Origin of the sequence: Clostridium neonatale, assembly GCF_001458595.1 — a bacterium.
GTDB lineage: Bacteria > Bacillota > Clostridia > Clostridiales > Clostridiaceae > Clostridium > Clostridium neonatale.
Window position 1 is genome coordinate 537,751 of the sequence record NZ_LN890327.1, and the last position, 25,749, is coordinate 563,499.

General features: G+C 29.1%; 22 protein-coding genes, 1 pseudogene and 1 riboswitch. All 23 genes and pseudogenes read left to right on the forward strand.

Translation table 11 applies throughout. The annotated features are described in order from the left end of the window. The first annotated feature begins 33 nt into the window (after nucleotides 1-33). The 23 genes and pseudogenes from BN2920_RS05815 (at nucleotide 34) to BN2920_RS05915 (ending at nucleotide 25,669) form a co-directional block, all read left to right on the forward strand. On the forward strand, nucleotides 34-1,332 hold the full coding sequence (locus BN2920_RS05815) for an O-acetylhomoserine aminocarboxypropyltransferase/cysteine synthase family protein (RefSeq protein WP_083498719.1): 1,299 nt from the start codon (nucleotides 34-36) through the stop codon (nucleotides 1,330-1,332). Nucleotides 1,333-1,539: 207 nt separating this feature from the next. Further along, nucleotides 1,540-2,397, forward strand: a complete 858-nt coding sequence (gene nifH, locus BN2920_RS05820; RefSeq protein ID WP_058294072.1) for a nitrogenase iron protein — start codon at nucleotides 1,540-1,542, stop codon at nucleotides 2,395-2,397. A gap of 139 nt (nucleotides 2,398-2,536) precedes the next feature. Further along, complete coding sequence (locus BN2920_RS05825; protein WP_058294073.1) at nucleotides 2,537-3,316, forward strand: methionine ABC transporter ATP-binding protein; 780 nt, start codon at nucleotides 2,537-2,539, stop codon at nucleotides 3,314-3,316. Beyond that, nucleotides 3,313-3,981 (forward strand): methionine ABC transporter permease, encoded by a 669-nt coding sequence (locus BN2920_RS05830; RefSeq protein WP_058294074.1) that lies wholly within the window; start codon nucleotides 3,313-3,315, stop codon nucleotides 3,979-3,981. The genes BN2920_RS05825 and BN2920_RS05830 overlap by 4 nt, the downstream gene beginning before the upstream one ends. 21 nt (nucleotides 3,982-4,002) lie before the next feature. Then, a complete protein-coding gene (locus BN2920_RS05835; RefSeq protein WP_058294075.1) occupies nucleotides 4,003-4,857 on the forward strand; it encodes a MetQ/NlpA family ABC transporter substrate-binding protein in 855 nt (284 codons plus the stop codon). A gap of 80 nt (nucleotides 4,858-4,937) precedes the next feature. After that, nucleotides 4,938-5,288, forward strand: coding sequence for a NifB/NifX family molybdenum-iron cluster-binding protein (locus BN2920_RS05840; protein ID WP_058294076.1), 351 nt, complete (start codon nucleotides 4,938-4,940; stop codon nucleotides 5,286-5,288). 6 nt (nucleotides 5,289-5,294) lie between these two features. Then, a complete protein-coding gene (locus tag BN2920_RS05845) occupies nucleotides 5,295-6,218 on the forward strand; it encodes a radical SAM protein (protein ID WP_374116948.1) in 924 nt (307 codons plus the stop codon). A gap of 444 nt (nucleotides 6,219-6,662) precedes the next feature. Continuing rightward, on the forward strand, nucleotides 6,663-7,682 hold the full coding sequence (locus BN2920_RS05850) for a D-cysteine desulfhydrase family protein (RefSeq protein ID WP_058294077.1): 1,020 nt from the start codon (nucleotides 6,663-6,665) through the stop codon (nucleotides 7,680-7,682). 451 nt (nucleotides 7,683-8,133) lie between these two features. Next, nucleotides 8,134-9,291 (forward strand): trans-sulfuration enzyme family protein, encoded by a 1,158-nt coding sequence (locus tag BN2920_RS05855; RefSeq protein ID WP_058294078.1) that lies wholly within the window; start codon nucleotides 8,134-8,136, stop codon nucleotides 9,289-9,291. Further along, nucleotides 9,292-10,197, forward strand: a pseudogene (gene cysK, locus BN2920_RS22465) (cysteine synthase A); the annotation flags it as partial. A 9-nt stretch (nucleotides 10,198-10,206) separates the two neighbouring features. Beyond that, complete coding sequence (locus BN2920_RS22470) at nucleotides 10,207-10,866, forward strand: class I SAM-dependent methyltransferase (RefSeq protein ID WP_242868320.1); 660 nt, start codon at nucleotides 10,207-10,209, stop codon at nucleotides 10,864-10,866. Between the two features lie 657 nt (nucleotides 10,867-11,523). Beyond that, nucleotides 11,524-12,090: a hypothetical protein gene (locus tag BN2920_RS05865; RefSeq protein ID WP_058294080.1), complete on the forward strand. Its 567-nt coding sequence runs from the start codon at nucleotides 11,524-11,526 to the stop codon at nucleotides 12,088-12,090. A 348-nt stretch (nucleotides 12,091-12,438) separates the two neighbouring features. Then, nucleotides 12,439-14,637, forward strand: a complete 2,199-nt coding sequence (gene rnr / locus BN2920_RS05870; protein WP_058294081.1) for a ribonuclease R — start codon at nucleotides 12,439-12,441, stop codon at nucleotides 14,635-14,637. Between the two features lie 207 nt (nucleotides 14,638-14,844). Further along, entirely contained in the window at nucleotides 14,845-15,312 is a 468-nt protein-coding gene (gene smpB / locus BN2920_RS05875; RefSeq protein ID WP_058294082.1) for an SsrA-binding protein SmpB, read from the forward strand. Nucleotides 15,313-15,608: 296 nt separating this feature from the next. Next, nucleotides 15,609-15,732: riboswitch (SAM riboswitch) on the forward strand. A gap of 98 nt (nucleotides 15,733-15,830) precedes the next feature. Next, nucleotides 15,831-16,796 (forward strand): methionine ABC transporter ATP-binding protein, encoded by a 966-nt coding sequence (locus BN2920_RS05880; protein WP_058294083.1) that lies wholly within the window; start codon nucleotides 15,831-15,833, stop codon nucleotides 16,794-16,796. Continuing rightward, nucleotides 16,796-17,434 (forward strand): methionine ABC transporter permease, encoded by a 639-nt coding sequence (locus BN2920_RS05885; protein ID WP_058294084.1) that lies wholly within the window; start codon nucleotides 16,796-16,798, stop codon nucleotides 17,432-17,434. Before BN2920_RS05880 ends, BN2920_RS05885 begins: the two co-directional genes overlap by 1 nt. Before the next feature lie 96 nt (nucleotides 17,435-17,530). Further along, nucleotides 17,531-18,382, forward strand: a complete 852-nt coding sequence (locus tag BN2920_RS05890) for a MetQ/NlpA family ABC transporter substrate-binding protein (protein WP_058294085.1) — start codon at nucleotides 17,531-17,533, stop codon at nucleotides 18,380-18,382. Between the two features lie 316 nt (nucleotides 18,383-18,698). Further along, a complete protein-coding gene (rbr, locus tag BN2920_RS05895) occupies nucleotides 18,699-19,286 on the forward strand; it encodes a rubrerythrin (protein ID WP_058294086.1) in 588 nt (195 codons plus the stop codon). 734 nt (nucleotides 19,287-20,020) lie between these two features. Further along, nucleotides 20,021-21,754 carry an ABC transporter ATP-binding protein gene (locus BN2920_RS05900; RefSeq protein ID WP_058294087.1) on the forward strand — a complete coding sequence of 578 codons (1,734 nt, stop codon included), beginning with the start codon at nucleotides 20,021-20,023 and terminating at the stop codon, nucleotides 21,752-21,754. Nucleotide 21,755: 1 nt separating this feature from the next. Then, on the forward strand, nucleotides 21,756-23,522 hold the full coding sequence (locus BN2920_RS05905; protein WP_058294088.1) for an ABC transporter ATP-binding protein: 1,767 nt from the start codon (nucleotides 21,756-21,758) through the stop codon (nucleotides 23,520-23,522). A 179-nt stretch (nucleotides 23,523-23,701) separates the two neighbouring features. Further along, complete coding sequence (locus tag BN2920_RS05910; RefSeq protein WP_058294089.1) at nucleotides 23,702-24,544, forward strand: ATP-binding cassette domain-containing protein; 843 nt, start codon at nucleotides 23,702-23,704, stop codon at nucleotides 24,542-24,544. 57 nt (nucleotides 24,545-24,601) lie between these two features. Then, nucleotides 24,602-24,790, forward strand: a complete 189-nt coding sequence (locus tag BN2920_RS21245) for a hypothetical protein (protein ID WP_125149309.1) — start codon at nucleotides 24,602-24,604, stop codon at nucleotides 24,788-24,790. 27 nt (nucleotides 24,791-24,817) lie between these two features. Then, a complete protein-coding gene (locus BN2920_RS05915; protein ID WP_058294090.1) occupies nucleotides 24,818-25,669 on the forward strand; it encodes a GNAT family N-acetyltransferase in 852 nt (283 codons plus the stop codon). Nucleotides 25,670-25,749: the final 80 nt, after the last annotated feature.

Genomic DNA, 25,749 nt, shown 5'->3' on the forward strand with positions numbered 1-25,749 from the left:
ATTAATAATCATAATTATGAGGAGGAAATGAAAATGGCAGAGTATAAATTTGATACCTTAAAAGTAAGGGCAGGATACAATCCTAAAGATCACAATGATGCGGTTTCAGTACCTATATATTCAACTGCATCTTATGAAATTGGAGATGCACTTAGATTTGAAAGAATCGCAGCTGGAGAAGAAAATGGACATCTTTATAGCAGATTATCAAATCCAACTGTAGCAGTTTTAGAAGAAAGGGTAAATGAACTTGAAGGCGGAGTAGCAGCAGTTGCAGTAGCATCTGGAATGGCTGCAATAACTTATTCATTACTTGCAGTAACTGAGAGAGGTGGAAGAATATTAACAACACAACAGTTATATGGTGGAACAATATACAACTTAGATAGTTTATTACCTAAGTTTGGAGTCAAAATTGATAAGGTGAAAAATGATAGCAGTATAGATGAATTTAGAAAAAATATAAGAGATGATACAAAAGCAATCTTTGTAGAATCTATTAGTAATCCAAGAGCAGTCATTAGTGATATCGAAGCACTTGCAGAACTCGCCCATGAGCATAATATTCCTCTTATTGTTGATAATACATTTGCTACACCATATTTATTTAATCCAATTAGATTTGGTGCAGATATTGTTGTACATTCAGCAACAAAAGCTTTAAATGGTCATGGAAATACTATTGGTGGAATTGTAGTAGATAGTGGTAATTTTGATTGGAATAATGGAAAATTCCCTCAATTCAATGAACCTGATGTAATGCTCAAAGATCTTCAGGGAAAAAATCGTTCTTTTAATGAGATGTTTGGAAATTCAGCACTTGCAGGAAAGATAAGATTAGATTATGTTACTAATTTTGGAGCTGTAATAAGTCCTTTCAGTGCATATTTAATATTATTAGGAATTGAAACACTTTCAGAAAGAGTTGATAAGCAGGTTGCTAATGCTAGAAAAATAGTAAATTTTCTTAAAACAAGTGATGCAGTAAAGTGGATAAGATATCCTGAACTTGAAGATAGTCAATATAAGAAATTGGCAGATAAATATTATAAAAAAGGAGTGGGATCAACATTTTCATTTGGATTTAATGGAAATGCAGATCAAATTTATAAATTAATTGACTCAGTAGAATTGTTTAGTTATCAGGCCAATGTTGGAGATGCACGTTCTTTAATTGTAAATGTTCAAAAGACAACTCATGGTGAGTTAAGTGAAGAAGAATTTAAGCTTGCAGATATACCAGAAGAAACAATAAGGCTTTCAATAGGACTTGAAGATCCAGAAGATTTAATAAATGATTTGAAACAAGCTTTTAAAAAGGCTTTATCTTGAAATCAGATTAAATAGATCAACAATATATATTTAACCATAACTGAATGCGATTATAGAATTATCTCTAAAATAAATTATTGTATGTAATTAACCGCACATAGAAATAATTTTTTAAGATTAAAGGCTATATAGATAATATCTAAATAGGCATAATAGCCAATTAGATAAAAGTTTATAATAAAAAAATTATAGATAGGAGAATTGGAAATGGCAGAAAAAGAGTTAAGACAAATAGCAATATACGGAAAAGGTGGAATAGGTAAGTCAACAACAACTCAAAACTTAACAGCAGGACTTTCAGAGTTAGGGAAAAAAATAATGGTGGTTGGATGTGATCCAAAAGCAGATTCAACAAGATTACTTTTAAATGGCCTTGCTCAAAGGACCGTTCTTGATACATTGAGAGAAGAAGGCGACGATATCGAGCTAGATGCAATAATGAAAACAGGATTCAATGGAATTAAATGTGTAGAATCGGGGGGACCTGAGCCAGGAGTCGGTTGTGCTGGAAGAGGAATTATAACATCAATTGGAATGCTTGAAAGTCTAGGGGCATATACAGAAGACTTGGATTATGTTTTTTATGATGTACTTGGAGATGTTGTATGTGGAGGCTTTGCAATGCCAATAAGAGAAGGTAAAGCAAAAGAGATTTACATAGTTGCAAGTGGCGAGATGATGGCTTTATATGCAGCTAATAATATCTGTAAGGGGATAAAAAAATATGCATTAAAAGGTGGAGTAAGACTTGGAGGAATAATTTGTAATAGTAGAAACGTTGATAGAGAAATTGAACTTTTAAGAGCGTTTGCAGATGAACTTGGAACTCAGTTAATTCATTTTGTACCAAGAAATAATGTTGTACAAAGAGCAGAAATCAGAAAGAAAACAGTAATAGATTATTCACCAGAGGATAAACAGGCTGATGAATATAGAGAATTAGCAAAGAAAATTGAAGAAAATCAACTGTTTGTTATTCCTAACCCAATGACACAAGATAGACTTGAAGAAATCTTAATAGAATATGGCTTGATGGATGACTTGGAAAAAGAATATCAAATTTAAACAGTGACAATTAATAAGTAATAGTTTGATTATGAGTAATGAGATTTTCTTTAAAGTGCAAATAAGAATGATTTTATATGAGAATTAAACTGTCAACTATTAACTGTCTAGTGTCAATTTAATAAGGGGGTGATATTTAATGATATCAGTAAAGAATATAAGTAAAACATTTAATACTCCAACAGGCAAGGTAGAAGTTTTAAAAAATGTAAATTTAGAAGTAGAAGATGGAGATGTTTTTGGAGTAGTAGGATTTAGTGGTGCAGGAAAATCGACTTTAATTAGATGCTTGAATGGTCTTGAAAAAGTAGATTCTGGAACAATAATTGTTGGAGAAAATGAAATAACAAAGTTAGATAGGAAGCAGCTTAGAAACGCAAGAAAGAAAATAGGAATGATATTTCAGCAATTTAATTTATTTGATTCAAAAACTGTTTATGAAAATATTGCTTTCCCATTAGAAATTTCAGGATACAAAAAGGAAAACATAAGAGAACGGGTTGAAGAAATATTAGATCTAGTAGAATTATCAGAAAAAAGAGATTCTTATCCACTTCAATTAAGTGGAGGACAAAAGCAAAGAGTAGGCATAGCGAGAGCACTGGCAAATGAACCAGATGTACTTTTAAGTGATGAAGCAACTTCAGCATTAGATCCACAAACAACATATTCAATTCTAGAGCTTTTGAGAAGTATAAATAAAAAGTTAAATCTGACAATAGTAATAATAACTCATGAATTAGATGTATTAAGATATGCAACTAATAATATGGTTGTTTTAGAAAATGGACAAATTGTAGAAGTAGGAAGTACTGAAAGTTTATTTTTAAACCCTAAAAGTGATACACTAAAGAATTTTATAAGTATTACAGAAAGTTTTAATAAAAATAAGAGCTTTGTTGGAGGTGAAGGAATATGAGTGGTGATTTATTAAAGATGCTTTTAAATGGAACTAAGGAAACTTTATATATGGTTTCAATTTCATCAATAATTGCGTTAATATTAGGCATCCCTATAGGGATATCATTGGTTGTTACTGATAAAGGTGGAATATATCCATTGATTAAAGTAAATAAGGTAATAGGGATATTTATAAATATTATAAGATCAATGCCAGAGATGATTCTAATAATAATATTGCTTCCTTTAGCAAAGTTGATTGTTGGAACAACACTTGGAGCAAATGCAGCAATAATATCAATATCAATAGGTTCAGCACCGCTTATTGCAAGAATAATAGAAAATAGTTTGAAGGAAATAGAATTTGGGAAAATAGAAGCAGCAGAGGCAATGGGAGCTACTTCTTTTGAAATAATAACTAAAGTTTTAATACCTGAAGCACTTCCATCGATTATTAGAGGAATAACAATAGCTATTATTGGAATAGTTGGATTTACAGCAATTGCAGGAGCAATAGGTGCAGGTGGATTAGGCAGTTTGGCTATAAGATTTGGATATCAGAGGTTTCGTACAGATATACTTATTGGAACAGTTTTAATATTATTAGTGGTTGTGCAGTTACTTCAGTTTATTGGGGATTTTATAGCGAGATTAATAAATAAAAAGAGATATAAATTTGAATAATGAGTAAGAGGAGAGATTAAAATGAAAAAGAAAATTATATCAGCTTTAGCAATAGGAATCTTAGCAATAGGAATTTTGGCAGGTTGCACAAATTCATCATCAAAAGATAATGGAAAGTCAAATAACAGTAATGGGAAAACAGAGAGTGCTAGCGAAGAAAAAACAATTAAAGTTGGAGCAGCACTGACTCCACATGCAGAAATATTAGAATTTGTAAAACCAAAACTTAAGGAAAAAGGAATAAATTTAGAAATTGTAACTTTGGATGATGAAAATGGATTGAATCCAGCATTAGATGAAAAGCAAATTGATGCTAATTATTTTCAACATCTTCCGTATTTAGAGTCAGTAGAAAAAGAAAAGGGATATGATTTTAAGGTTGCAGGAAAAATCCATGTAGAGCCTATTGGATTTTATTCAAACTCAATCAAATCTTTAGATGAATTAAAGGATGGTGATAAGATTGGAATACCTAATAGTCCATCCAATGAATATAGAGCTTTAAAATTACTTGAAAAGAACGGAGTAATAAAATTAAAGGATGGATTGGCTGATTACAGTGCCACACCTGATGATATAATTGAAAATCCAAAGAATCTAGAATTTATTGAGGCAGAAGCAGTTCAACTTCCTAGATCACTTGATGATTTAGCTGGAGCTGTAATAAATACTAATGTGGTGCTTGAAGCTGGTATGAAAACAGATTCAGCAATTGTAAGAGAAGAAGGTGATTCACCATATGCCAATATTGTTGTAGTTAGAAATGGTGATGAAAATAGAGAAGAAATAAAAGCATTAATTGAAGCATTGACTACCGATGATGTAAAGAACTTTATAAAAGAAAAGTATGGATCAGCAGTTGTTCCAGCATTTTAATAAGTAATAAGTTAATTATAATAGAGAAAAAGTTAAAAGTGAAAATTAATATTAAATATCATTTTAAAAGGAGGATTTAGATGTCTTATAAAGTAGCATTTGCAAGTACTGATGGAAAAGTTGTAAATGAACATTTTGGACGAGCTAGGCAATTTCATATTGTTGAAATAGATGATAAAGATTATAAGTTTATTGAAAGTAGAGAGAATATACCTCCTTGCAATGATTTCCAGCATACAGAAGATGGAATAATAAATTCAATAAAACTTATAGAAGACTGTAAAGCAGTATTTATAGCTAGAATTGGACAAGGTGCTTTAAATGAGGTTGAAGCAAGTGGAATACAAGCTATAGAAGCACCTTATTTTATAGAAGATATAATAGATAATTTGATAAATTCAAAAGTTAAATTATTTGATGAAAGGGAGTGATGGCAAGTGGAAAAACTAGCGATTGTGAAAGAGCCTAAAAATAATAGACATCATAAAGATGAAAAGTTTAAACATCTTGCAAAGACTCATCCATGTTTAGGAGGAGAAGCACATTTTAAATATGGTAGAATTCATTTGCCTGTAAGTCCTGAATGTAATATTCAATGTAAGTTTTGTAAGCGGGGGTTTAATAAATCAGAAGTGCGTCCAGGGGTTAGTTCATTACTTTTGAAGCCAGAAGAAGCCGTAAAGACTGTACAGAAAGCATTGGAGTTATGTCCTGAGATCAGAGTAGCAGGAATTGCAGGCCCAGGAGATACATTAGCTACTGATTTGGCGTTAGAAACATTTGAACTTATTAAGAAAGAATTTCCTCATCTTGTTAATTGTTTAAGTACAAATGGATTACGTTTAGAAGAAAAAGCAGAGCGAATAGTTAAAGCTGGTGTGCAAACATTAACTGTTACAGTTAATGCTGTAGATCCAGAAATCCTTAAAGATATATGTTCATTTGTTATTGATGAAAACGGAAATAAACTTGAAGGTATTGAAGGAGCGAAAAAATTAATAGATGCACAGCTTAGAGGAATCAAGAAGATTAGTGAATTAGGTGTAATAGTGAAAATAAATAGTGTTTTAGTACCAGGAATAAATGATAAGCATATTAAAGAAGTAGCAAGAGTTACAAAAGAATTAGGAGCTTCAATATTAAATATAATACCACTTATACCTCAAAATGAATTGTCACACCTTAATGCTCCAACATGTGAAATGCTTGAGAGGGTAAGACAAGAGGCTGGTGAATATCTAGATGTATTCAGGCATTGTAAGTATTGTAGAGCAGATGCATGTGGTGTTCCGGGGAAGAATCAGGATATACATGGATTATTATATGATAAGGAAGTAGTAGAAACATTTTCACATGGTTAAGGATCTAGTAAAAGGGTAGCTTCGATAGATTCAAAGTTATCCTTTTAATTTAGTTTTTAATTATTAGTTAATTAAGTTTAAAAACTGCGTAACTCTATCATTTGATGAATTATTTAAATCTTAACAGCGACCTTCTTCAATGATTTTGCCATAATTAACAAATACAATTTTATCGTATTTTTGCATCTGAGATGATAGTGTACAAAACAGTTATTTATAACAATGGGAGTGAAATTGTGGATTTAATCAGCCTTTGTAATTTTAATTACAGAGGCTGATTATTTATAGAATATATCATAAAGATATCCTTATGATAAAGAAATGTGAAATTGAAGTAAACTAAAATTTAAGAAATATTTGGGAGAGGTGTGTGAAATGTTTTTTTATTGATTACGATAATAATATTAAGAAATAATAAAATATAGAAAGTGGAGGAATGATTTAATGAAAATAGAGGAATTAAAACAAAAATTAAATAATCTTGCAAGAGTAAAACTAGGCTTTTTCCCAACACCTTTGCATAAATTAGAAAATTTATCAAAGGAGTTAGGTGTTAACTTATACTTAAAAAGAGATGATTTTTCTGGAATGAATCTTTTTGGTGGAAATAAAATAAGAAAACTTGAATATTTAATAGGAGATGCAGTTTCTAAAGGTTGTGAATATGTATTTACTTTTGGGGCTACTCAGTCAAATCATGCGATGCAAACAGCCACATCTTGCTGCAGATGTGGATTAAAACCTGTATTATACCTAGAAAGTATAGTTGAGCCAGATGAAAATGATGTACGATCTAATTTATTGCTAGATAAAATTATGGGAGCTGAAATTCATATATTTGAAGAAGGTATTGACCTTATGAAAGAAGCTGAAAAACAAATTAATCAACTAGAAAGTGCAGGACACAAATGTTATGTAGTTCCAATGGGAGGAGCTAATGAAATAGGATCAACCGGATTTGTAGGTGGATATGCAGAATTAACAGAGCAGCTAAGTAAAAAAGGGATTGAAGCAGACTATATTTTTCATGCAACAGGAACAGGAGGAACATTAGCTGGATTAGTAGCAGGAAAGAAACTATTAAATTCTGGTACAGAAATAATATCAATAGATGTAAGTGACAAAGATGAAGAATTCTATGAAAATGTAGCCAAGCTCGCAACTGAAACAATAAAAAGAGTTGGATTTGAGCAAATAATTACAGGCAAGGATATAAATCATGATTTAGACTATTTTGGAAAAGGGTATGAGATACCAACAGAATTAGCAAGCAATGCTATAAAGCGATTAGCTAGAACAGAAGGAATATTAGCTGATCCTGTTTATTCAGGGAAAGCTTTCTCTGCATTAATTGATTATATAGAAAGAGGAAAAGTTAAACAAGGCAGTAATGTTGTTTTTTGGCATACAGGTGGATCGACAGCATTGTTTGCAGAAAAAGAAATAATAGGGGATTTATTTTAATAATTTAAAAATTGAGTTATAAGACCATTGATTAGAATGGTCTTATTTACAATAAAACAAAAAAATAGAAAATAATGTTGACAATTATAATATGAAATCATATAATAAAAATATAAATCATAGTAAATCAATAGGAATAGTTGAATATATAATTGCGATGATAAGAAAAAGTATAATAAGGAAAATTTTCAGAGAGGAATTCTCGAAAACGGCTGAAAAGAATTCTAAATGGAACTTATTAGAATGCATCTTTGAGCACTGAGGTGAACATTTGTAGTAGTCTTAGCAGGTATGCCTGATATAGCATGAAATAAGATGTTATACATAAATTTATGTATAATAATCAGAGTGGAATCGTGGATTTAATCTGCCTCTGTAATTTTAGTTACAGAGGTTTTTTTGTTAATAAAATATATAAAAATCATGAAAATTTATAGGGGAGGAATATATTATGAAAATAGAATCATTATTAGTACACGGAGGTATTGATGGAGATGAATTCACAGGAGCAGTAAATGTTCCTATATATCAAACATCAACTTATAAGCAAGCTGGACTTGGAGATTATAAATATGAATATTCAAGGACAGGAAACCCAACAAGAGAAGCGTTGGAAAAAACTATTGCTACACTAGAAAATGGTGTTGGTGGACTTGCTTTTGGAAGTGGAATGGCAGCAATCACAGCTGTATTATCATTATTTAAAAGTGGAGATAAAATAATAATACCAAACAATCTTTATGGTGGAACTTTTAGAGTTGTAGATAAAGTGTTTAAGAACTTTAATATTAATTATGAAATTGTGGATATTTCAAGATTAAGTGAAGTTAGAGAAGTATTAGAAGATAATAAGAATAATACGCCAATAAAAGCAATATTAATAGAGACTCCAACTAACCCACTTATGGATATAACAGATATTGAAGAAGTAAGTATATTAGCAAAGGAATTTGGTGCACTTACAGTAGTTGATAATACATTTATGTCACCTTATCTTCAAAGACCATTAGACTTTGGAGCAGATGTAGTTGTCCATAGTGCAACTAAGTATTTAGGGGGACACAGCAATGTTGTTGCTGGGTTAATTGTAGTAAATGATCAGGAACTACTTGAAAAACTTCATTTTATTCAAAATTCAACAGGAGGAGTTCTTGGGCCATTTGATTCATTTATTTTACTTCAAGGAATAAAAACATTAGGAGTAAGATTGGATAGACATAATGAAAATGCAAGCAAAATAGCAGAGTTTTTATTAAATAGTAATTATGTATCAAAGATATATTATCCAGGACTCAAGGATTCTAAAGGATATGAAATACAAAAAAAGCAAGCATCAGGATTTGGCGGAATGATATCATTTGTTGTAGCAGATAATGTAGATTATAAAAAGTTTGTAAAAAGTTTAAAGCTTATAACACTTGCAGAAAGCTTAGGTGGAGTTGAATCATTAATATGCCATCCGGCAACTATGACACATGCGGCAATACCATATGAGATAAGACAAAAAGTGGGTATAGTGGACAATTTATTGAGATTATCAGTTGGAATAGAAAATGTTGACGATTTAATAGATGATTTAAATAATGCATTTAAGGAGAGTTTGATGTAAATGAAATATTATGATGATATAAGAGAATTAGTAGGTAATACACCATTACTTAAGTTAAATCATATATCTCCGGATAATAATGTTAATATATTTGCAAAATTAGAATATCTAAATCCAGGAGGAAGTATTAAAGACAGAATAGGTCTTGAGATTATAGAAAGTGCAGAAAAGGAAGGCTTATTAAAGCCAGGATACACAATTATAGAAGCTACTGCTGGAAATACTGGAATTGGGCTTGCTATCGCAGCATTTGAAAAAAATTATAAATTAATAATTGTAATTCCAGAGAAATTTTCAATAGAAAAGCAAATTTTAATGAGGGCTCTTGGCGCAGAGCTAATTATTACACCTTTAGAAGAAGGGATAGAAGGCGCAGTTAAAAAAGCTGATGAATTATTAAAAGAAATACCAAATTCTTTTATGGCAAAGCAATTTGATAATCCGGCAAATGTGGCTGCACATAGAAAAACAGGAAAAGAAATATATGATGCTCTTGATGGAAATGTTGATGTACTTGTAGCAGGTGCAGGTTCTGGAGGTACTATTACTGGAATAGCTCAATATTTAAAAGAGAAAAATCCAAGCGTAAAAATTATTCTTGCAGATCCAGTTGGCTCAATTCTTGGAGGTGGAGAAGAAGGCACATATAAGGTAGAAGGAATAGGAAATCATTTTATTCCAAGTATCTTTGATAGAAGTCTTATAGATGAAGTAGAAAAAATTCGTGATGAAGAATCAATGTATTTTGTACGATTATTATCTAAAAAAGAAGGGGTATTTGCTGGGTCATCATCAGGAGCAGCAGTGGCAGCAGCACTAAAACAGGCGTATAAGGCAAAAAGTAAAACTAATATAGTAGTAATACTTCCAGATCGAAGTGATAGATATTTCAGTCAAAATTTGTATGATTTTAATGTGCAGCTTTCCGATTTTAGATTTAATGCTTTGTTTGATGATTTTGCAGAGAATTATGATGAAACTATTTCTATGGAAGATGGAGAATATAAAGAGTTATTTAAAAATTATAATGAGATATTGAATGAAACTGTAAAACACATATCAAAATTTGAAAATGCAAAAGTTATTGATATCGGTTCAGGAACTGGAAATTTAACAAATATTGCTTCTAAAATTGGATATGATATAGTTGGAATAGAGCCAAATTTAAAAACAAGAAATATTGCAACTGCAAAATATCCGGAAATAAAATTTTTATCAGGAACATTTTTATCACTACCAATAGATGATAGTAGTTTAGATGCAATAATAAGCAGTTATGCATTTCATAATTTGACTGATGAAGAAAAGAAAGAGGCAATTGCAGAATTTAAAAAGAAACTTAAAGATAATGGGACTGTTGTGATTGCAGATACCATTTATGAAAATGATGAAGCTAAGAAGAACTTTATAAGAGAAGTAGAAGAGTCTGGGGAGATTACTTTAGCACATACATTGAAAAATGAATTTTCTTCAACAGAGACATTATTAACAGAACTATTTGAAAATGAAGGTTTTAAAGTAACTTATCAGCAAATGAATAAATTTGTATGGATTTTAACTGCAAAACTTGATTAATAAATTTAATTGTTATAAGTTGACTAGAAAACTGGAGACTTACGCATAATTTTTGCGTAAGTCTTTTTTGCAATATAAAAAAGTATTTGTTTATAAAAGAAGAGCAGAAAATAGTTACACAAATATTTAAAAGAAAATAAAATGCCCAGAATTTAAGTGAGAGCCCAAATTTTATATTTGGCTGATCGAACTTACTCCTATGAACGGATGTGAATAGTGAGTTTCGTTTAAAAAAAATTATTTGCATAAATATCTTAATAAAGATAAAATGTCCAGAATATAAGAATATAAGAATATAAGAATATAAGAATATAAGAATATAAGAATATAAGAATATAAGAATATAAGAATATAAGAATTTAAGAATTTGCTTATTTTATGCGGGGTAGAAGGAATTATTTAAGGAAACATCTTCATCACTAGATAAAGATGGGCTATACTGCTAGGCTCGTACCTCACCAAGCATTATATGCCAAGGAAACACCTACTCATATACATTCGTAGGTGTAAGCGATTCACACCAAATCACAGATTCGGGTTCTCTGCTTAAGAATGTGCACTTATAAAAAGAGCAGCTATGCTGCAATAAGGAACTTTTCTTATTTTATGGGCTTTTGAGGGATATGTAAAATTTTAATTATGGAAGGAGTGTTAAAAATGAGTGCAATAAATTTACCTAAATATTATGAAAATGAAGCTGGGATTATAAAAAGAGCAGGAGATTTTATTAAAGAGTTCGGAAAGAATGTGTTAATAGTTGGAGGAGAGACCGCATTAAAAATAGTGAGAATAGATTTATACAGAAGTTTAGAAGAAAATTCAATTAAATATGAAGTTAAGAAATTTAATGGATATCCAACTCAAAAATATATTTTAGATTTATGTAATTTAGTTGAAGACTTAGGTGTAAAAAGAGTAAGATATGCAGATACGGTTGGGATATTATCTATATCAAAAACAAAACAAGTTATTAGTGAATTAAGAAAAAATTCTAATGTTGATATAGAGATACATTCACACAATGATTTTGGAATGGCATTAGCAATTGCAATAGAATCAGTAAAAAATGGTGTGAGATATGTTGATTGTACTTTAGATGGAATAGGAGAAAGAAGTGGAAATTGCAATTTACAAGAATTTTCAAGAATTAGGTTTGAGTTTCCTGAAGAAGTGAAAATAGATAAAATGAATTTAATCAAAAGTGATCTTAAAAATATAATTTGAAAATTAGGTGAGAAGTAAGGGTGATGATTATAGATTAGTTTTTTCTGATTTATTATTATCGCTTTTTTATATATTTTAAGTAGTATAGGAATAATGATAACTTTTTTTATAGAAAGTATACATAATGGCTATAATTTATAATGAAGATGACATACTAAATTAATAAATCATAATAAATTATTATTTATTATAGACATAATAATATTATTTATAGCAGAGAGAATAGTAATGGAGATATATTCAGTAAGATGTTATTGTGGTAGTATATAGATATAAAAGAATATTTATAATGTTTAAGAAATTTAAATTATAAATAGTAAAATAATGCCTTTTAAAGGAGGAATCATTATGGGAATTAAACAAACACTAGTAAGCTTTATGAAAGAAACAGCTTATAGTCCTATGGATTTAGAGGAATTATGCGCTGTATTTGATATACAACCGAATGAATATAAAGCATTTAAAAAGACATTAAGAACTATGGAAGCAGAGGGATTAATAGTAAAAACCAAAAGAGATAGATATAAAGTTGCAGGAAAAGAAGAGATAAATAATTATGATGGTCTTGTTATTGGAACTTTAGAAGTACATCAAAGAGGGTTTGGTTTTCTTATTCCAGATGAAGAAGGACAGAAAGATGTATTTATACCAAGCAATGCTATGAGAGATGCTATGAATGGTGATAAAGTAGCAGTAAAAGTAACAAGAGAAGATACAGATACTAAAAAAAGAGAAGGTCAGATTGTAGATGTATTAGAGAGAAATGTAACCAAAGTTATTGGCGTATATGAAGATTCAAGAAACTTTGGATTTGTAATATCAGAAGATACTAGAATTTCAAGAGACATATATATACCAAAGAGAGATAGAAATGGTGCGCAAGATGGTGATGTAGTTGTTGTAAAAATAACAAAATATCCAGCTGAAAGAAGAAAGCCAGAAGGTGTCGTAACAGAAATTCTAGGTAAAAAAGGTGACAAAGGAATTGATATTTTAACAATAATCAAGAAAAATGGACTTCCAGAGGAGTTCCCAGATAAAGTTTTAAAGTATGCTGATGGTATTTCCGAGGAAATAGATCCAAAAGAGCTTAAGGGAAGACGAGATTTAAGAGAGTTAAGAATGGTAACTATAGATGGTGAAGATGCAAAAGATTTAGATGATGCAGTATCTATAGAAAAACTTGAAAATGGTAATTACAGACTTGGTGTTCATATAGCTGATGTTACTAATTATGTAAAAGAAAATAATCCATTAGATAGAGAAGCGTTAAAAAGAGCTACCTCTGTTTATTTAATAGATAGAGTTATTCCAATGCTGCCTAGAAAGTTATCAAATGGAATTTGTTCATTAAATCCAAAGGTTGATAGACTTACACTTACATGCTTTATGGAAATAAACTCAAAAGGTAAGGTTGTAGATCATGAGATTGTTGAATCTGTAATTAAGACAAATGAAAGAATGACATATACAGATGTAACTAAAATGTTAAGAGATCATGATGAAGAATTGATAAAGAGATATGATTATTTATATGATGACTTTAAACTTATGGAAGAACTTTGCACTATCTTAAGAACAAAAAGAGAAAAAAGAGGAGCTATTGACTTTGAAATAGCAGAAGCTAAGATTGTTTTAAATGAGCTTGGAAAGCCAATAGAAATAAAGCCTTACGAAAGGGCAATTGCAAATAGAATGATAGAAGAATTTATGCTTGCAGCTAATGAAACTGTAGCTGAGCATATGTTTTGGACACATATGCCTTTTGTATATAGAATTCATGAAAATCCAGATGAAGAGAAATTGGCTAAATTTAAAGAATTTATTTATAATTTAGGCTATACAATTCAGTGGAAAGAGGATATTCATCCAAAGATGTTCCAAGAAATATTAGAGAAAGTAAAGGGTAAAAATGAGGAAACCGTAGTAAGTACATTATTATTACGTTCAATGATGCAGGCTAGATATGCACCTGAATGTACAGGACATTTTGGCTTGGCTGCTAAATATTATTGTCATTTTACTTCTCCAATAAGAAGATATCCTGATTTACAAATTCATAGAATCATAAAAGAGCATCTTCATGGTGAAATTGATGAAAAGAGAGTAAATAAACTTAAAAATATTGTAGGTCAGGCATCAAAACAATCATCAGAAATGGAAAGAAAAGCACAAGATGCAGAAAGAGAAGTTGATGATTTAAAGAAGGCTGAGTATATGCAAGATCGAATTGGTGAAGAATTTGAAGGAGTTATATCTTCGGTTACATCATTTGGTGTATTTGTTGAACTTCCAAATACAATAGAAGGATTAGTTCATATTACAGATTTAGACGACGATTATTACGTTTATAATGAGAGTCAATTATCTTTAATTGGTGAAAGAACTAGAAAAATATATAAGCTTGGTGATAAGGTAAAAGTTCAATGTGATCATGTAGATATAGATAATAGAGAAATTTTCTTTAAGATTACCCAAGAAGAAGGTAAAACTTTAGATGATGAAGAAAATGAAATAATGCATGAGCAAGAAAACATAGAAGAATAAATAATATAAATACCTTAATATGCCAGCCACTTCAATATAATAAATAATGGATGCTGGCATAATTAAATGTTATAAGAAGATTTGACAATAGAAAAATAATCGAATATTTAATAGACATTATAGCTATAAAGATTTAATTGATTAAAATTTCTAGCTATAATATAATTTTATTTAGGGAAATTTTAACCGAAGTAGAAGGTGATAAAAATGGTAAGAAAGAAAAATTCAAATACATTAGCTGAAAATAGAAAAGCAAGACATGATTATTTTGTTGAAGAAACAATAGAAGCAGGATTAGAGTTAGTAGGAACAGAAGTAAAATCTATAAGAAATGGAAGAGCGAATCTCAAAGATTCCTATGCTGATATATACAATGGAGAGGTATTCATAAAAAATATGCACGTATCTCCATATGAACAAGGAAATATATTTAATGTTGATCCACTTAGAGAAAGAAAATTATTACTTCATAAACAAGAAATTAGAAGACTTGATGAGCTTGTATCTAGGGATGGATATACATTAATTGCATTATCATTATATTTGAAACAAGGAAGAGTTAAAGTTGCACTAGGTATATGTAAAGGTAAGAAAAATTACGATAAAAGGGATGCTATGCTGGAAAAGGCTCATAAGAGAGATATTGACAGAGCTATTAAAGAAAAGTATAGATAATAAATTATAATTATGTAAATGAATATAGGCTTTTTAGAAGCATTTATATTCATTTTTATTTAGTAAACAATTACTTAAAAATTAAAAGTTTTGCAAATTGAATTATTAATTTAATAAATATATTGTAGAAATTTATGAGAGTAGTCAATAAATAGCGATATATTGTGATAAATGGATAATTTAAAACTATATATATTGAAAAAGTTTTAAAAGGTGATAAGTAATATTTCAGGTGTTGTTTGACAGATGAAAAAAATATATCTATAATAACAGACAGAAGCTAAATTAAATATATAGTCTTATCAAGAGTGGCGGAGGGACTGGCCCGATGAAGCCCAGCAACCGATAGATTGGCTCATTTTCCAATTATATACGGTGCTAATTCCTGCAGTTTTTATATTTAAAACTGGTAGATGAGAGAGTAAATTAATGAGTGTTTTATGCGCTAGAGGTTTATTCTCTAGCGCTTTTGTTTTTATCGCGATAATTCAAAAACAGCTTCAAGGAGGAAAAGTGCTTTGATAGAAATAAAAAATGTTGTTAAAAGTTTTGGGGAAACTAAAGTCTTAAAAGATATTTCAATAAGCATAAAGCAGGGGGAAATTTACGGAATAATTGGGCATAGTGGTGCAGGTAAATCAACACTATTAAGATGTATAAATGGTCTTGAAGGATATAATGAAGGAACAGTAAATGTAATGGGACAAGAAGTTTCTACATTAAGCAGCTATGAACTTAGAAAATTTAGAAAAGATTTAGGAATGATTTTTCAAAACTTTAATCTAATGCAAAGAAAGAACGTTTTTGATAATGTAGCTCTTCCTCTTGAAGTTTGGGGATACAGTAAGGAAGAAATAAAGACTAGAGTTTTAGAGCTTCTTAAATTAGTTGGACTAGAAGAAAAAGTTAAAAATAAACCATCAGAATTAAGTGGTGGACAAAAACAAAGAGTAGCAATAGCAAGAGCACTAGCACTAGAACCTAAGGTATTACTTTGTGATGAAGCAACATCAGCTTTAGATCCAAAAACAACAAAAGATATTTTGGCATTACTTTTGAAAATAAATAAAGAACTTGGAATAACCATAGTAGTGGTTACACACCAAATGGAAGTAATAAAAGAAATATGTGAAAAAGTAGCTTTAATAGATGGTGGCGAAATTAGAGCAGAAGGTAAAGTTGAGGATGTATTTTTACAACCAGGAAAATCACTTAAAAAATTCTTAGGTGAAGAAGATGATGAGGTATTACCTGAAGATGGAGTAAATATTAAAATATTTTTCCCAAGTGATTCTTCAGAAAATGCCCTTATAACTAGGATGGCTAGAGAATTAAATATAGATTTTTCAATAGTTTGGGGCAAACTTGAAAAATTCAGACAAAATGTATTAGGTGGGCTTGTAATAAATATAAAAGAAGAAGACAAGGATGCTGTTATTAAGTATCTTGAAGGTAAAGAAATCTTATTGGAGGTGCTTAATTAATGGGTGAGATAGTATTAGATGCATTAAAAGAAACACTAATCATGGTTTTTACATCAACAATTTTTGCAGTAATATTAGGATTTATACCAGCAATTCTTCTAACAGTCACAGCAAATGATGGATTAAAACCTAATAAAATAATATATAATATTTTAGATTTTATAGTAAATACATTAAGGAGTTTTCCGTTTGTTATATTAATGGTAATAATAGTACCACTAACAAGATTTATTGTAGGTAAATCAATTGGTACAACAGCAGCGATAGTTCCACTTACAATAGCAGCAGCACCTTTTGTTGCAAGAGTTATTGAATCTTCATTAAGAGAAGTGGATAAAGGCGTTATTGAGGCTGCTAAAGCATTTGGAGCTTCAAATTTCCAAATAATATTTAAAGTTATGCTAAAAGAGGCTATACCATCAATAATGTCAGGAATAACATTAACAATAATAAGCATAGTTGGTTATTCAGCTATGGCAGGGGCTATTGGTGGAGGAGGACTTGGTGATGTAGCAATAAGATATGGATACCAAAGATTCCAGACAGATGTAATGGTAGTAACTTGTATAATACTTATTATAGTAGTTCAATTACTACAATTTTTAGGAAACTATTTCTACAATAAATTATCAAAATAAAATTAAATTAGTACAATGTGCTTTTAACTTAAATTTTTACTTGATTTGTGAATTGTGCATTGTAAAATATGAATTGATTAAATGGGGGTATAAAATATGAAAAAAAGAATAATTATATCATCAATATTAGCAGGAGTACTTGCATTAAGCTTAATAGGTTGTGGGGGGACAGCTTCAAATGAAGGAACAAAGAGTGATGGAGCTAAAACAGAAGCATCAAACAGTGGAGATGATAAAGTTATAAAAATTGGTGTAACACCAGAACCACATAAAGGCATCGTAGATGCAGCAAAACCTTTACTTGAAAAAGAAGGATATACTGTAGAAATAACAGAATTTAATGATTACGTTCAACCAAATACAGCAGTATCAGAAGGAGATTTAGATGCGAACTTCTTCCAACATAAGCCTTATTTAGATGAACAAAATTCATCAAAGAACTTAGGATTAGTTTCAGTTGGAGGAGTTCACGTAGAACCAATGGGGTTATATTCTAATACTATAAAGAGCTTAGATGAATTAAAAGAGGGCGCAACAATAGCAATTCCTAATGATGCTACAAATGAAGCTAGAGCATTAAAATTATTAGCAGCTAATGGATTAATTGAAATTCCAGATGGAGAATTAATTACTCCAAAAGATATAACTAAAAATGAAAAGAAGATAGAATTCCAAGAATTAGAAGCAGCATCTGTTCCAAGAGCATTAGAAGATGTTGATGCAGCAGTTATTAATGGTAACTATGCAATACCAGCAGGGTTTAATATATCTACTGATGCAATTATTCTTGAAGGTAAAGAATCTGATTACGTAAATATAATTGCTGTAAAAGAAGGCAATGAAAACTTACCTAAGATTCAAGCTTTAGTTAAAGCATTAAATTCAGATGAAGTTAAGAAGTATATTGAAGAAACATATCCAGATGGAGCAGTAGTTCCAGCATTCTAGATTATATAAAAACAGCTTATGTGTTAAATCTTACATAAGCTGTTTTTTATTCTGATTCTGCAGATAAATGCAGTGTATTAATATTATGGGGAAATAGAGTTTGAATCTAAAAAGGAAGCAGAAAGTTTTACTGTACCAACGTGGCTTGGAAAAGAAGTCACAGAAGATAAAAAATATAAAATGGCTAATTATTAGAAAGCAACAAGAAATATAAAATAATTAAATTAAGTTGAGATATAGAAAAAAAATTTATAAGTGATATAATATAAATGTAAACATATATAGATATATATGGATTTAGAATGGAGGGTTTTACATGAAAAGTTTAAAAGGAAGCAAAACAGCAGAAAATTTAATGAAATCATTTGCTGGAGAATGTCAAGCAAGAACTAGGTATACTTATTATTCAAGTGTTGCTAAAAAGGAAGGATATGTTCAAATTTCCAACATTTTCATGGAGACAGCAGAAAATGAGAAAGAGCATGCAAAAAGATTTTATAAGTTCTTAAAGAATGATTATTCAGGAGAACAAATTGAAATAACAGCAGGCTATCCAGTAGCTCTTTATGATGACACATTAAAGAATTTAAAGGCAGCAGCAAGTGGAGAAAATGAAGAGTGGACTGATTTATACCCTACATTTGCAAAAATTGCAGATGAAGAAGGATATCCAGAAATAGCAGCTGTATATAGACAAATAGCAAAAGTAGAAAATAGCCATGAGATTAGATATAATAAATTAGCTAAAAATATTGAAGAAGATAAAGTATTTAAGAAAGACGAAACTGTACTTTGGAAATGTAATAATTGTGGTTATATTTATGAAGGTGCCGAAGCACCAATGGCATGCCCAGCATGTGCACATCCACAATCATACTTTGAAGTATTTGTAGAAAATTATTAAAAATAATATAAACATAAATTATTAAATTTGTGTACGAGCCCCCCATATAAATATATGGGGGCTTTCCTATTTTTTAAGAAATTATATTGTTGGACAATCTATTGATGAGGTGGCATTTGATAATATAATTTTTAGCTAAATATGACCATGTATTAAATTTATAATACCTAAAAAGCAATAAAAATTAAAAATTATTATTAAAAATTTTAAAAAAATATTGACTTAATAAAAATATGGAGTTATGATATATTTTGTAAAAGCAAAAAAATCAAAAGGAGGTAAAAATATGAAAATGAGTAATAGATTTGAAAGACATATTAAAATTAAATATAATTTTTTTACTTATTCATCTGTAATGCCTTCTGGAGTGTATATTTTGTGATTATTTTAATAAAATAAGACTTGAAATATATTTTTTAGAGATTGTATGCGCAGTTGTAAGTAACTGCGCTTTTATTTTGCATAAAATTATAATTTTTATATAACTAGTACTAGAAAAGATAATTGAAGCAAAGCAGTGAAAATGGTAAAAATATTATATTTAAATATGAAAATTAAATATTATAGTTTTAGTTATTCATCTGTGATGCATTTTAAATGGAGGTATAATATTGTGTAATTAATATGATTTAAATCTTAATTACTATTTTATTGGACTAGCACAGCTATGAGTAATAGCTGTGCTTTTTTTTACGACAAAAATTTAGTAGACAATCAAAGGGGGAATAAAACTAATGAATTTTTTTAGAAATTATATTTTGAAGGAATGTAGATTAACAATACTTCCTATAATTGCAATGATAGTTTGTATTTGTATTGACTCATCGTATCCATATCTACAAAAGATATTTGTAGATGACATTATTTTAGGTAATGAGCAAAAATATTTGTTTGGATTTCTAACTATATTTGCTGTATTGGCGTTTACCCAAGGGATATTTGGATATGTAAAAGAATATTTCTTTGATAAATTTGCACTTACGATTTGTAGGCAAATGAGAAGAGATTTATACTCAAAGTTTCAGTCTTTTGAATTTTCATTTTTTGATAATAATAATACTGGAGAATTATTGTCTAGAATAATAGAAGATGTAGATGTTGTTTGGGATACATTAGCTTTTGGAATGAGGCTTTTTATAGAAGCTTTTATACTTTTTGTAGTATGTATTACTATAATGTTAAAAATCAATGTATCATTGACTGTTATATGTGTAAGTGTATTAATACCAGTAATATTTATTGCCAAAGTTATGGATAAAAAATTTTGGGATATATATTCACAAATTAGTGATCAGACAGCTGAAATTAATTCAATAGTTCAACAGGATGTAAGTGGAATACGACTTGTAAAAGCATTTGCACGTGAAAAGTATGAGATATCAAAATTTCTCAAGATTAATGAAAAATTTTATGATTTGAACGTTGAACAAGCTAAGATATTAGGAACCTATGGCCCACTAGTAGAATTTTTAACTAACTGTGCTCCCATACTAATAATAGTATATGGTGGTTATTTATGTATTAATGGTGAATTAAGCTTAGGAAGCTTAATTGCATTTACAAGTTATATATTTAACTTATCTTGGTGTGTAAGAAATTTGGGTTCGCTTGTTAATTTACTTTCTCAAAATAAAGCCTCAATGGAAAAAATAAATGCTATCTTAAATAGAAAATCAAAAATAATCTCAAAAAAGGATGCTTATAATCCTGAATTTGTAAGAGGAGATATAGAATTTAAAAATGTTAGTTTTTCATATAATGATGAGGAAATATTACATGAGATTAATTTAACTATTCCTCATGGGAGCAAAGTAGCTATTATGGGAGCAACAGGTTCTGGTAAAAGTACATTGCTTTCGCTTATAGGAAGATATTATGACGTTACTAAAGGAGAGATTTTAGTTGATGGTGTTAATGTTAAAGATTGGAACTTAGAGACTTTAAGAGGCAATATGTCAGTAGTATTTCAAGATACTTTTCTATTTTCAGATAGTATTAGAAATAATATTGATTTTGGAAGTGACAAGTCAGAAAGTGAACTTATAGAAGCGGTTAAAGATAGTGAATCATATTCATTTATAGAAGATATGCCAGATAAACTTGAAACTATTATTGGAGAAAGAGGTGTCGGTTTATCAGGAGGGCAGAAACAAAGACTAGCTATTTCAAGAGCTATTATAAGAAAGACACCTATAGTAATTCTTGATGATTCAACTTCAGCTCTTGATATGGAAACAGAATTTAAAGTACTTCAAAATCTAAGAAAAGGTAAAAAGAAATGTACAAATTTCTTAATAGCACATAGAATTTCAGCTGTTAAGGATGCAGATATTATTATATTTATGAAAGATGGCAAAATAATTGAAAAAGGAAATCATACATCTTTAGTAAATTTAAAAGGAAATTACTATAACGTTTATGCTCACCAATTTCAAGATTTTGCAGCTGTACAATTGGAGGCGAATTAATATGAATGATATAAATAATGAATCATCTAAATTGCAAATAATAAAAAGACTATTATCATATGTAAAACCATATAAGTCGAAAGTGATTTTCGTAGTTTTATTATTACTTATAGTTATGACATGCAGTAGTATAACTCCTTATTTAATGCAGATTTCTATTGATAAATTTATTGAAAGTAAAGATATAAATGGATTACTAATTGTTGGTTTAGGATTATTATTGTTAAATCTAATTGCACCAATATTATCAGGAATTAGAACAATATCCATGTCAAAAATAACAAATAAAATCTTAGTGGATATACGATATAACTTGTATACTCATATTCAAACCTTAAGTTTTAAGTTTTTTGATGATAGACCAGTTGGGAAAATTATTTCAAGAGTAGTTGGTGACGTTAATGCACTTCAAAATTTATTAAATAATAGTATAGCAAATTTAATACCTAATATTTTTACAATAATATTAGTAGTTTGTATTATGATAGTTATGAATCCTATACTTGCATTAATATCACTTATCACCATGCCATTTTTAACATTTACTATGTTTTTTGTTGAAATTAAAGCAGATAAGAAATGGAAGATATTTAGAGAAAATAGATCAGCCATGATTGGATATACTCATGAATCATTATCAGGAATGAAAGTGATACAGGGATTCAGTAAAAAATCATATACAAAAAATAAATTTGATCATCATATAAATAAACATGCAGATGGATTTATGACTTCTGTTTATGTACAGGATTTCTTTTGGCCATTTTTAGATTTATTTAGAGGATTAAGTTTAGCAATATTATTATTTTCAGGTTTTATACTTATGAAAAATAATAGTATTACTATTGGTACATTAATGGCTTTCATAATGTATATAGAGATGCTTTGGAGGCCTATAATACAATTATCATCTTTTTATAATGCATTTGTAACAAGTATGTCTGCAGGAGAGAGAATATTTGATATTTTAGATACTAAAAACACTATGGTAGAAGAAAATGCAGAAGAAAAAATGCCTCAAATTAAAGGAAATATAGAGTTTGACCATGTTACATTTTCTTATGTAAAAGATGAAGCTGCAGTTTTAAAAGATGCAACTTTTGAAATAGAGCAAGGACAAAAGATAGCTTTGGTTGGTGAGACAGGAGCTGGAAAGACAACAATAACTAATTTAATAAGCAGGTTTTATGATCCCACATTTGGACAAGTAAAAATTGACGGAATAAATATAAAAGATGTAGATATTGAAAGCTTAAGAAGTCAAATGGGAATAATGCTTCAAGATTCATTTCTATTTTCAAGCAGTATAAAAGAAAATATAAGGTATGGAAAACTTGATGCTACAGATGAAGAAATAATTAATGCTTGTAAAGCTGTTAATGCCCATGAATTCATAGAGAAATTTGATAAGGGATATGATACAGAAGTAAATGAACGAGGTTCAAGACTTTCACTTGGACAAAGACAATTAATTGCTTTTGCGAGAGCATTAATTGCAGATCCAAGAATATTGATACTAGATGAAGCAACAGCTAATATTGATACAGAAACAGAAATATTGGTTCAAGAAGGTATTAAAACGCTAATGAAAGGTAGAACTTCAATAGTTATAGCGCATAGACTTTCTACAATTAGAGACTGTGATAAAATATTTGTTTTGTCTAAGGGAAGAATTATTGAAGCAGGTACACATGACGAATTACTTAAGAAACATGGTAATTACTATAAATTGTATTCAGCACAATATAGTTTCTTAAAAGATGCCTAAACAATTAGAGGCACATGTGTGATTGAATAATATAAATATAATTTAGTAAAGGGAATGCTGCAATATGAATAATATTACAATATAATACTAATTCGAGTTTGACTAAATTTTATTATATTGTGATAAAACCATATTTTGCAGCAATTAATTATTTTTATGTTTTAAAGGGGAGATGTAAAATGATCGAGCTATCAATAAACAAACTAGAAAAATACTTGGATAGCAATAAAATATTTGATGATATAACACTTAATATATATGATGGAGAAAAAGTTGGAATTGTAGGGGATAATGGATGTGGAAAAACTACTTTATTAAAAATAATATGTGGAATCTATGAAATGACACGTGATGATAAAGGAAGTATTTTTATAACAAAAAATGCAAGTATATCATATTTAGATCAAATGCCTAGTTATTCTCAAGATACAACTGTTTTGGATGTTTTAAATAAAGCTTTTGATACTGTAAAAGAAGCTGAAGTTAAAATGAAAGAATTAGAAAGCAGAATGAGAGAGTTTAAAGATGAAAAACTTGAAAGAGCGTTAAAGGAATATAATAGGCTTCAAGAATTCTATGAAGCTCATGATGGATATAAGCAGGATGAAAAGTTAAAAAGAATATGTACAGGTTTAAAAATAAATGAAGAATTTTTAAAAAAGGATTTTAAAATATTAAGTGGTGGAGAAAAGACAACTGTAGTTCTTGGAAAAATACTTATTGAAAATCCAGATATATTACTTCTTGATGAGCCAACAAATCATTTAGATATGGAATCTTGTGAATGGCTTGAAGGCTTTTTAAAGTCATATAAAGGAATGGTTATAATAGTTTCCCATGATAGATACTTTTTAAATAAGATGAGTGAACGAATTGTTGCAATTGAAAATGGAAAATTTGAATCTTATTTAGGCAACTATGATTATTATAAAGAAAATAAAGAATCAACAAATGTGGAAAAACAATCCATAGATGCAAAAGAAAAATTGGGTAATTGTAGAAAAAATTCAAAAGATATGTAGGAAAATCAAAAAGAACAAGAAAGAGAGCTTAGAAAATTAAAATCAAAAGCAGAGAAAATGGAGTTAAGCATATTGGATTTAGAAGAAAAAATACAAGAGATAGATAAAGACATGTCTGAATGTTCATGCGATTATAATAAGCTTAAGGACCTTGATTGTATGAAAAGAGATATGGAAAAAGAATTGGAGAAAATGATTTCAGAATGGGAAAATGTAGTTGAATTATTAGATGGAAAATCAAAATAAAGTTTAATATTTGTGGAGATGATAATCGTGAGAGTAAAGAAATGTAGTGTTTTAACAGAAAGTGAAAAGAATGAAATATTAAATTTAGAAAATATGGCATTTAAGGAAGAACAGTTAGAAAATCATGCATTCTTATCAAATGAAATTAACTTTGATAAAAATTTGGAATGTTTTTATATGGCATATGATGATAATAAATTAATCGGTTTTTTAACAACATTTATTCCAACATCAAATGATGCAGAAATATTAGCTGTTGTACATCCTGAATATAGACAAAAAGGATGTTTTAGTATGTTATTTGAGGCAGCAAAAGAAATCTTATTATGTGCAGGAATAAAAAACATTTTATTGGTTATAGAAACAAAAAGTAAAAGTGGCTTAAAAGCTTTAAAAAAATTTGAAGAATATAAACTTGAACATTCTGAATATCGAATGTCTTATGAAAAATCTGATACTATTCCAAAATACAATGATTTGTTTTTTTCAGAAGTAAATTATGAAAATAAAAAAATCTTTAGTGATATTACATTAGATGCCTTTAATGATTTAGATGAAAATGACAGCTTTATTGATAGAGTAATAGAGTGTGAAAACAGAGTGGGATACATAGCATATAAGAATGACACTCCAATTGGTGTTTTTGACTATAATTATGAAGATAGCGATGCCTTTTTATATGGAGTTGCTATTCATGGTGATTATAGGGGCAAAGGTTTTGGAAAACAGCTTATTGGTTTTGCGTTAGAGGAAGGGCTTAAAAAACGTAATAAGGTAGTTCTTGATGTTGATTCTAATAACCCAATTGCATTTAATTTATATAAAAAATGTGGATTTAAAATAGATTTTCAAGTTGATTATTATAAATATAAAATTTAATGTATTTTAAAACAATTAAATATTAATGGATTATATCATATAAAAGATATAGATTAAATAAAAAAGAATTGTATAAAGTA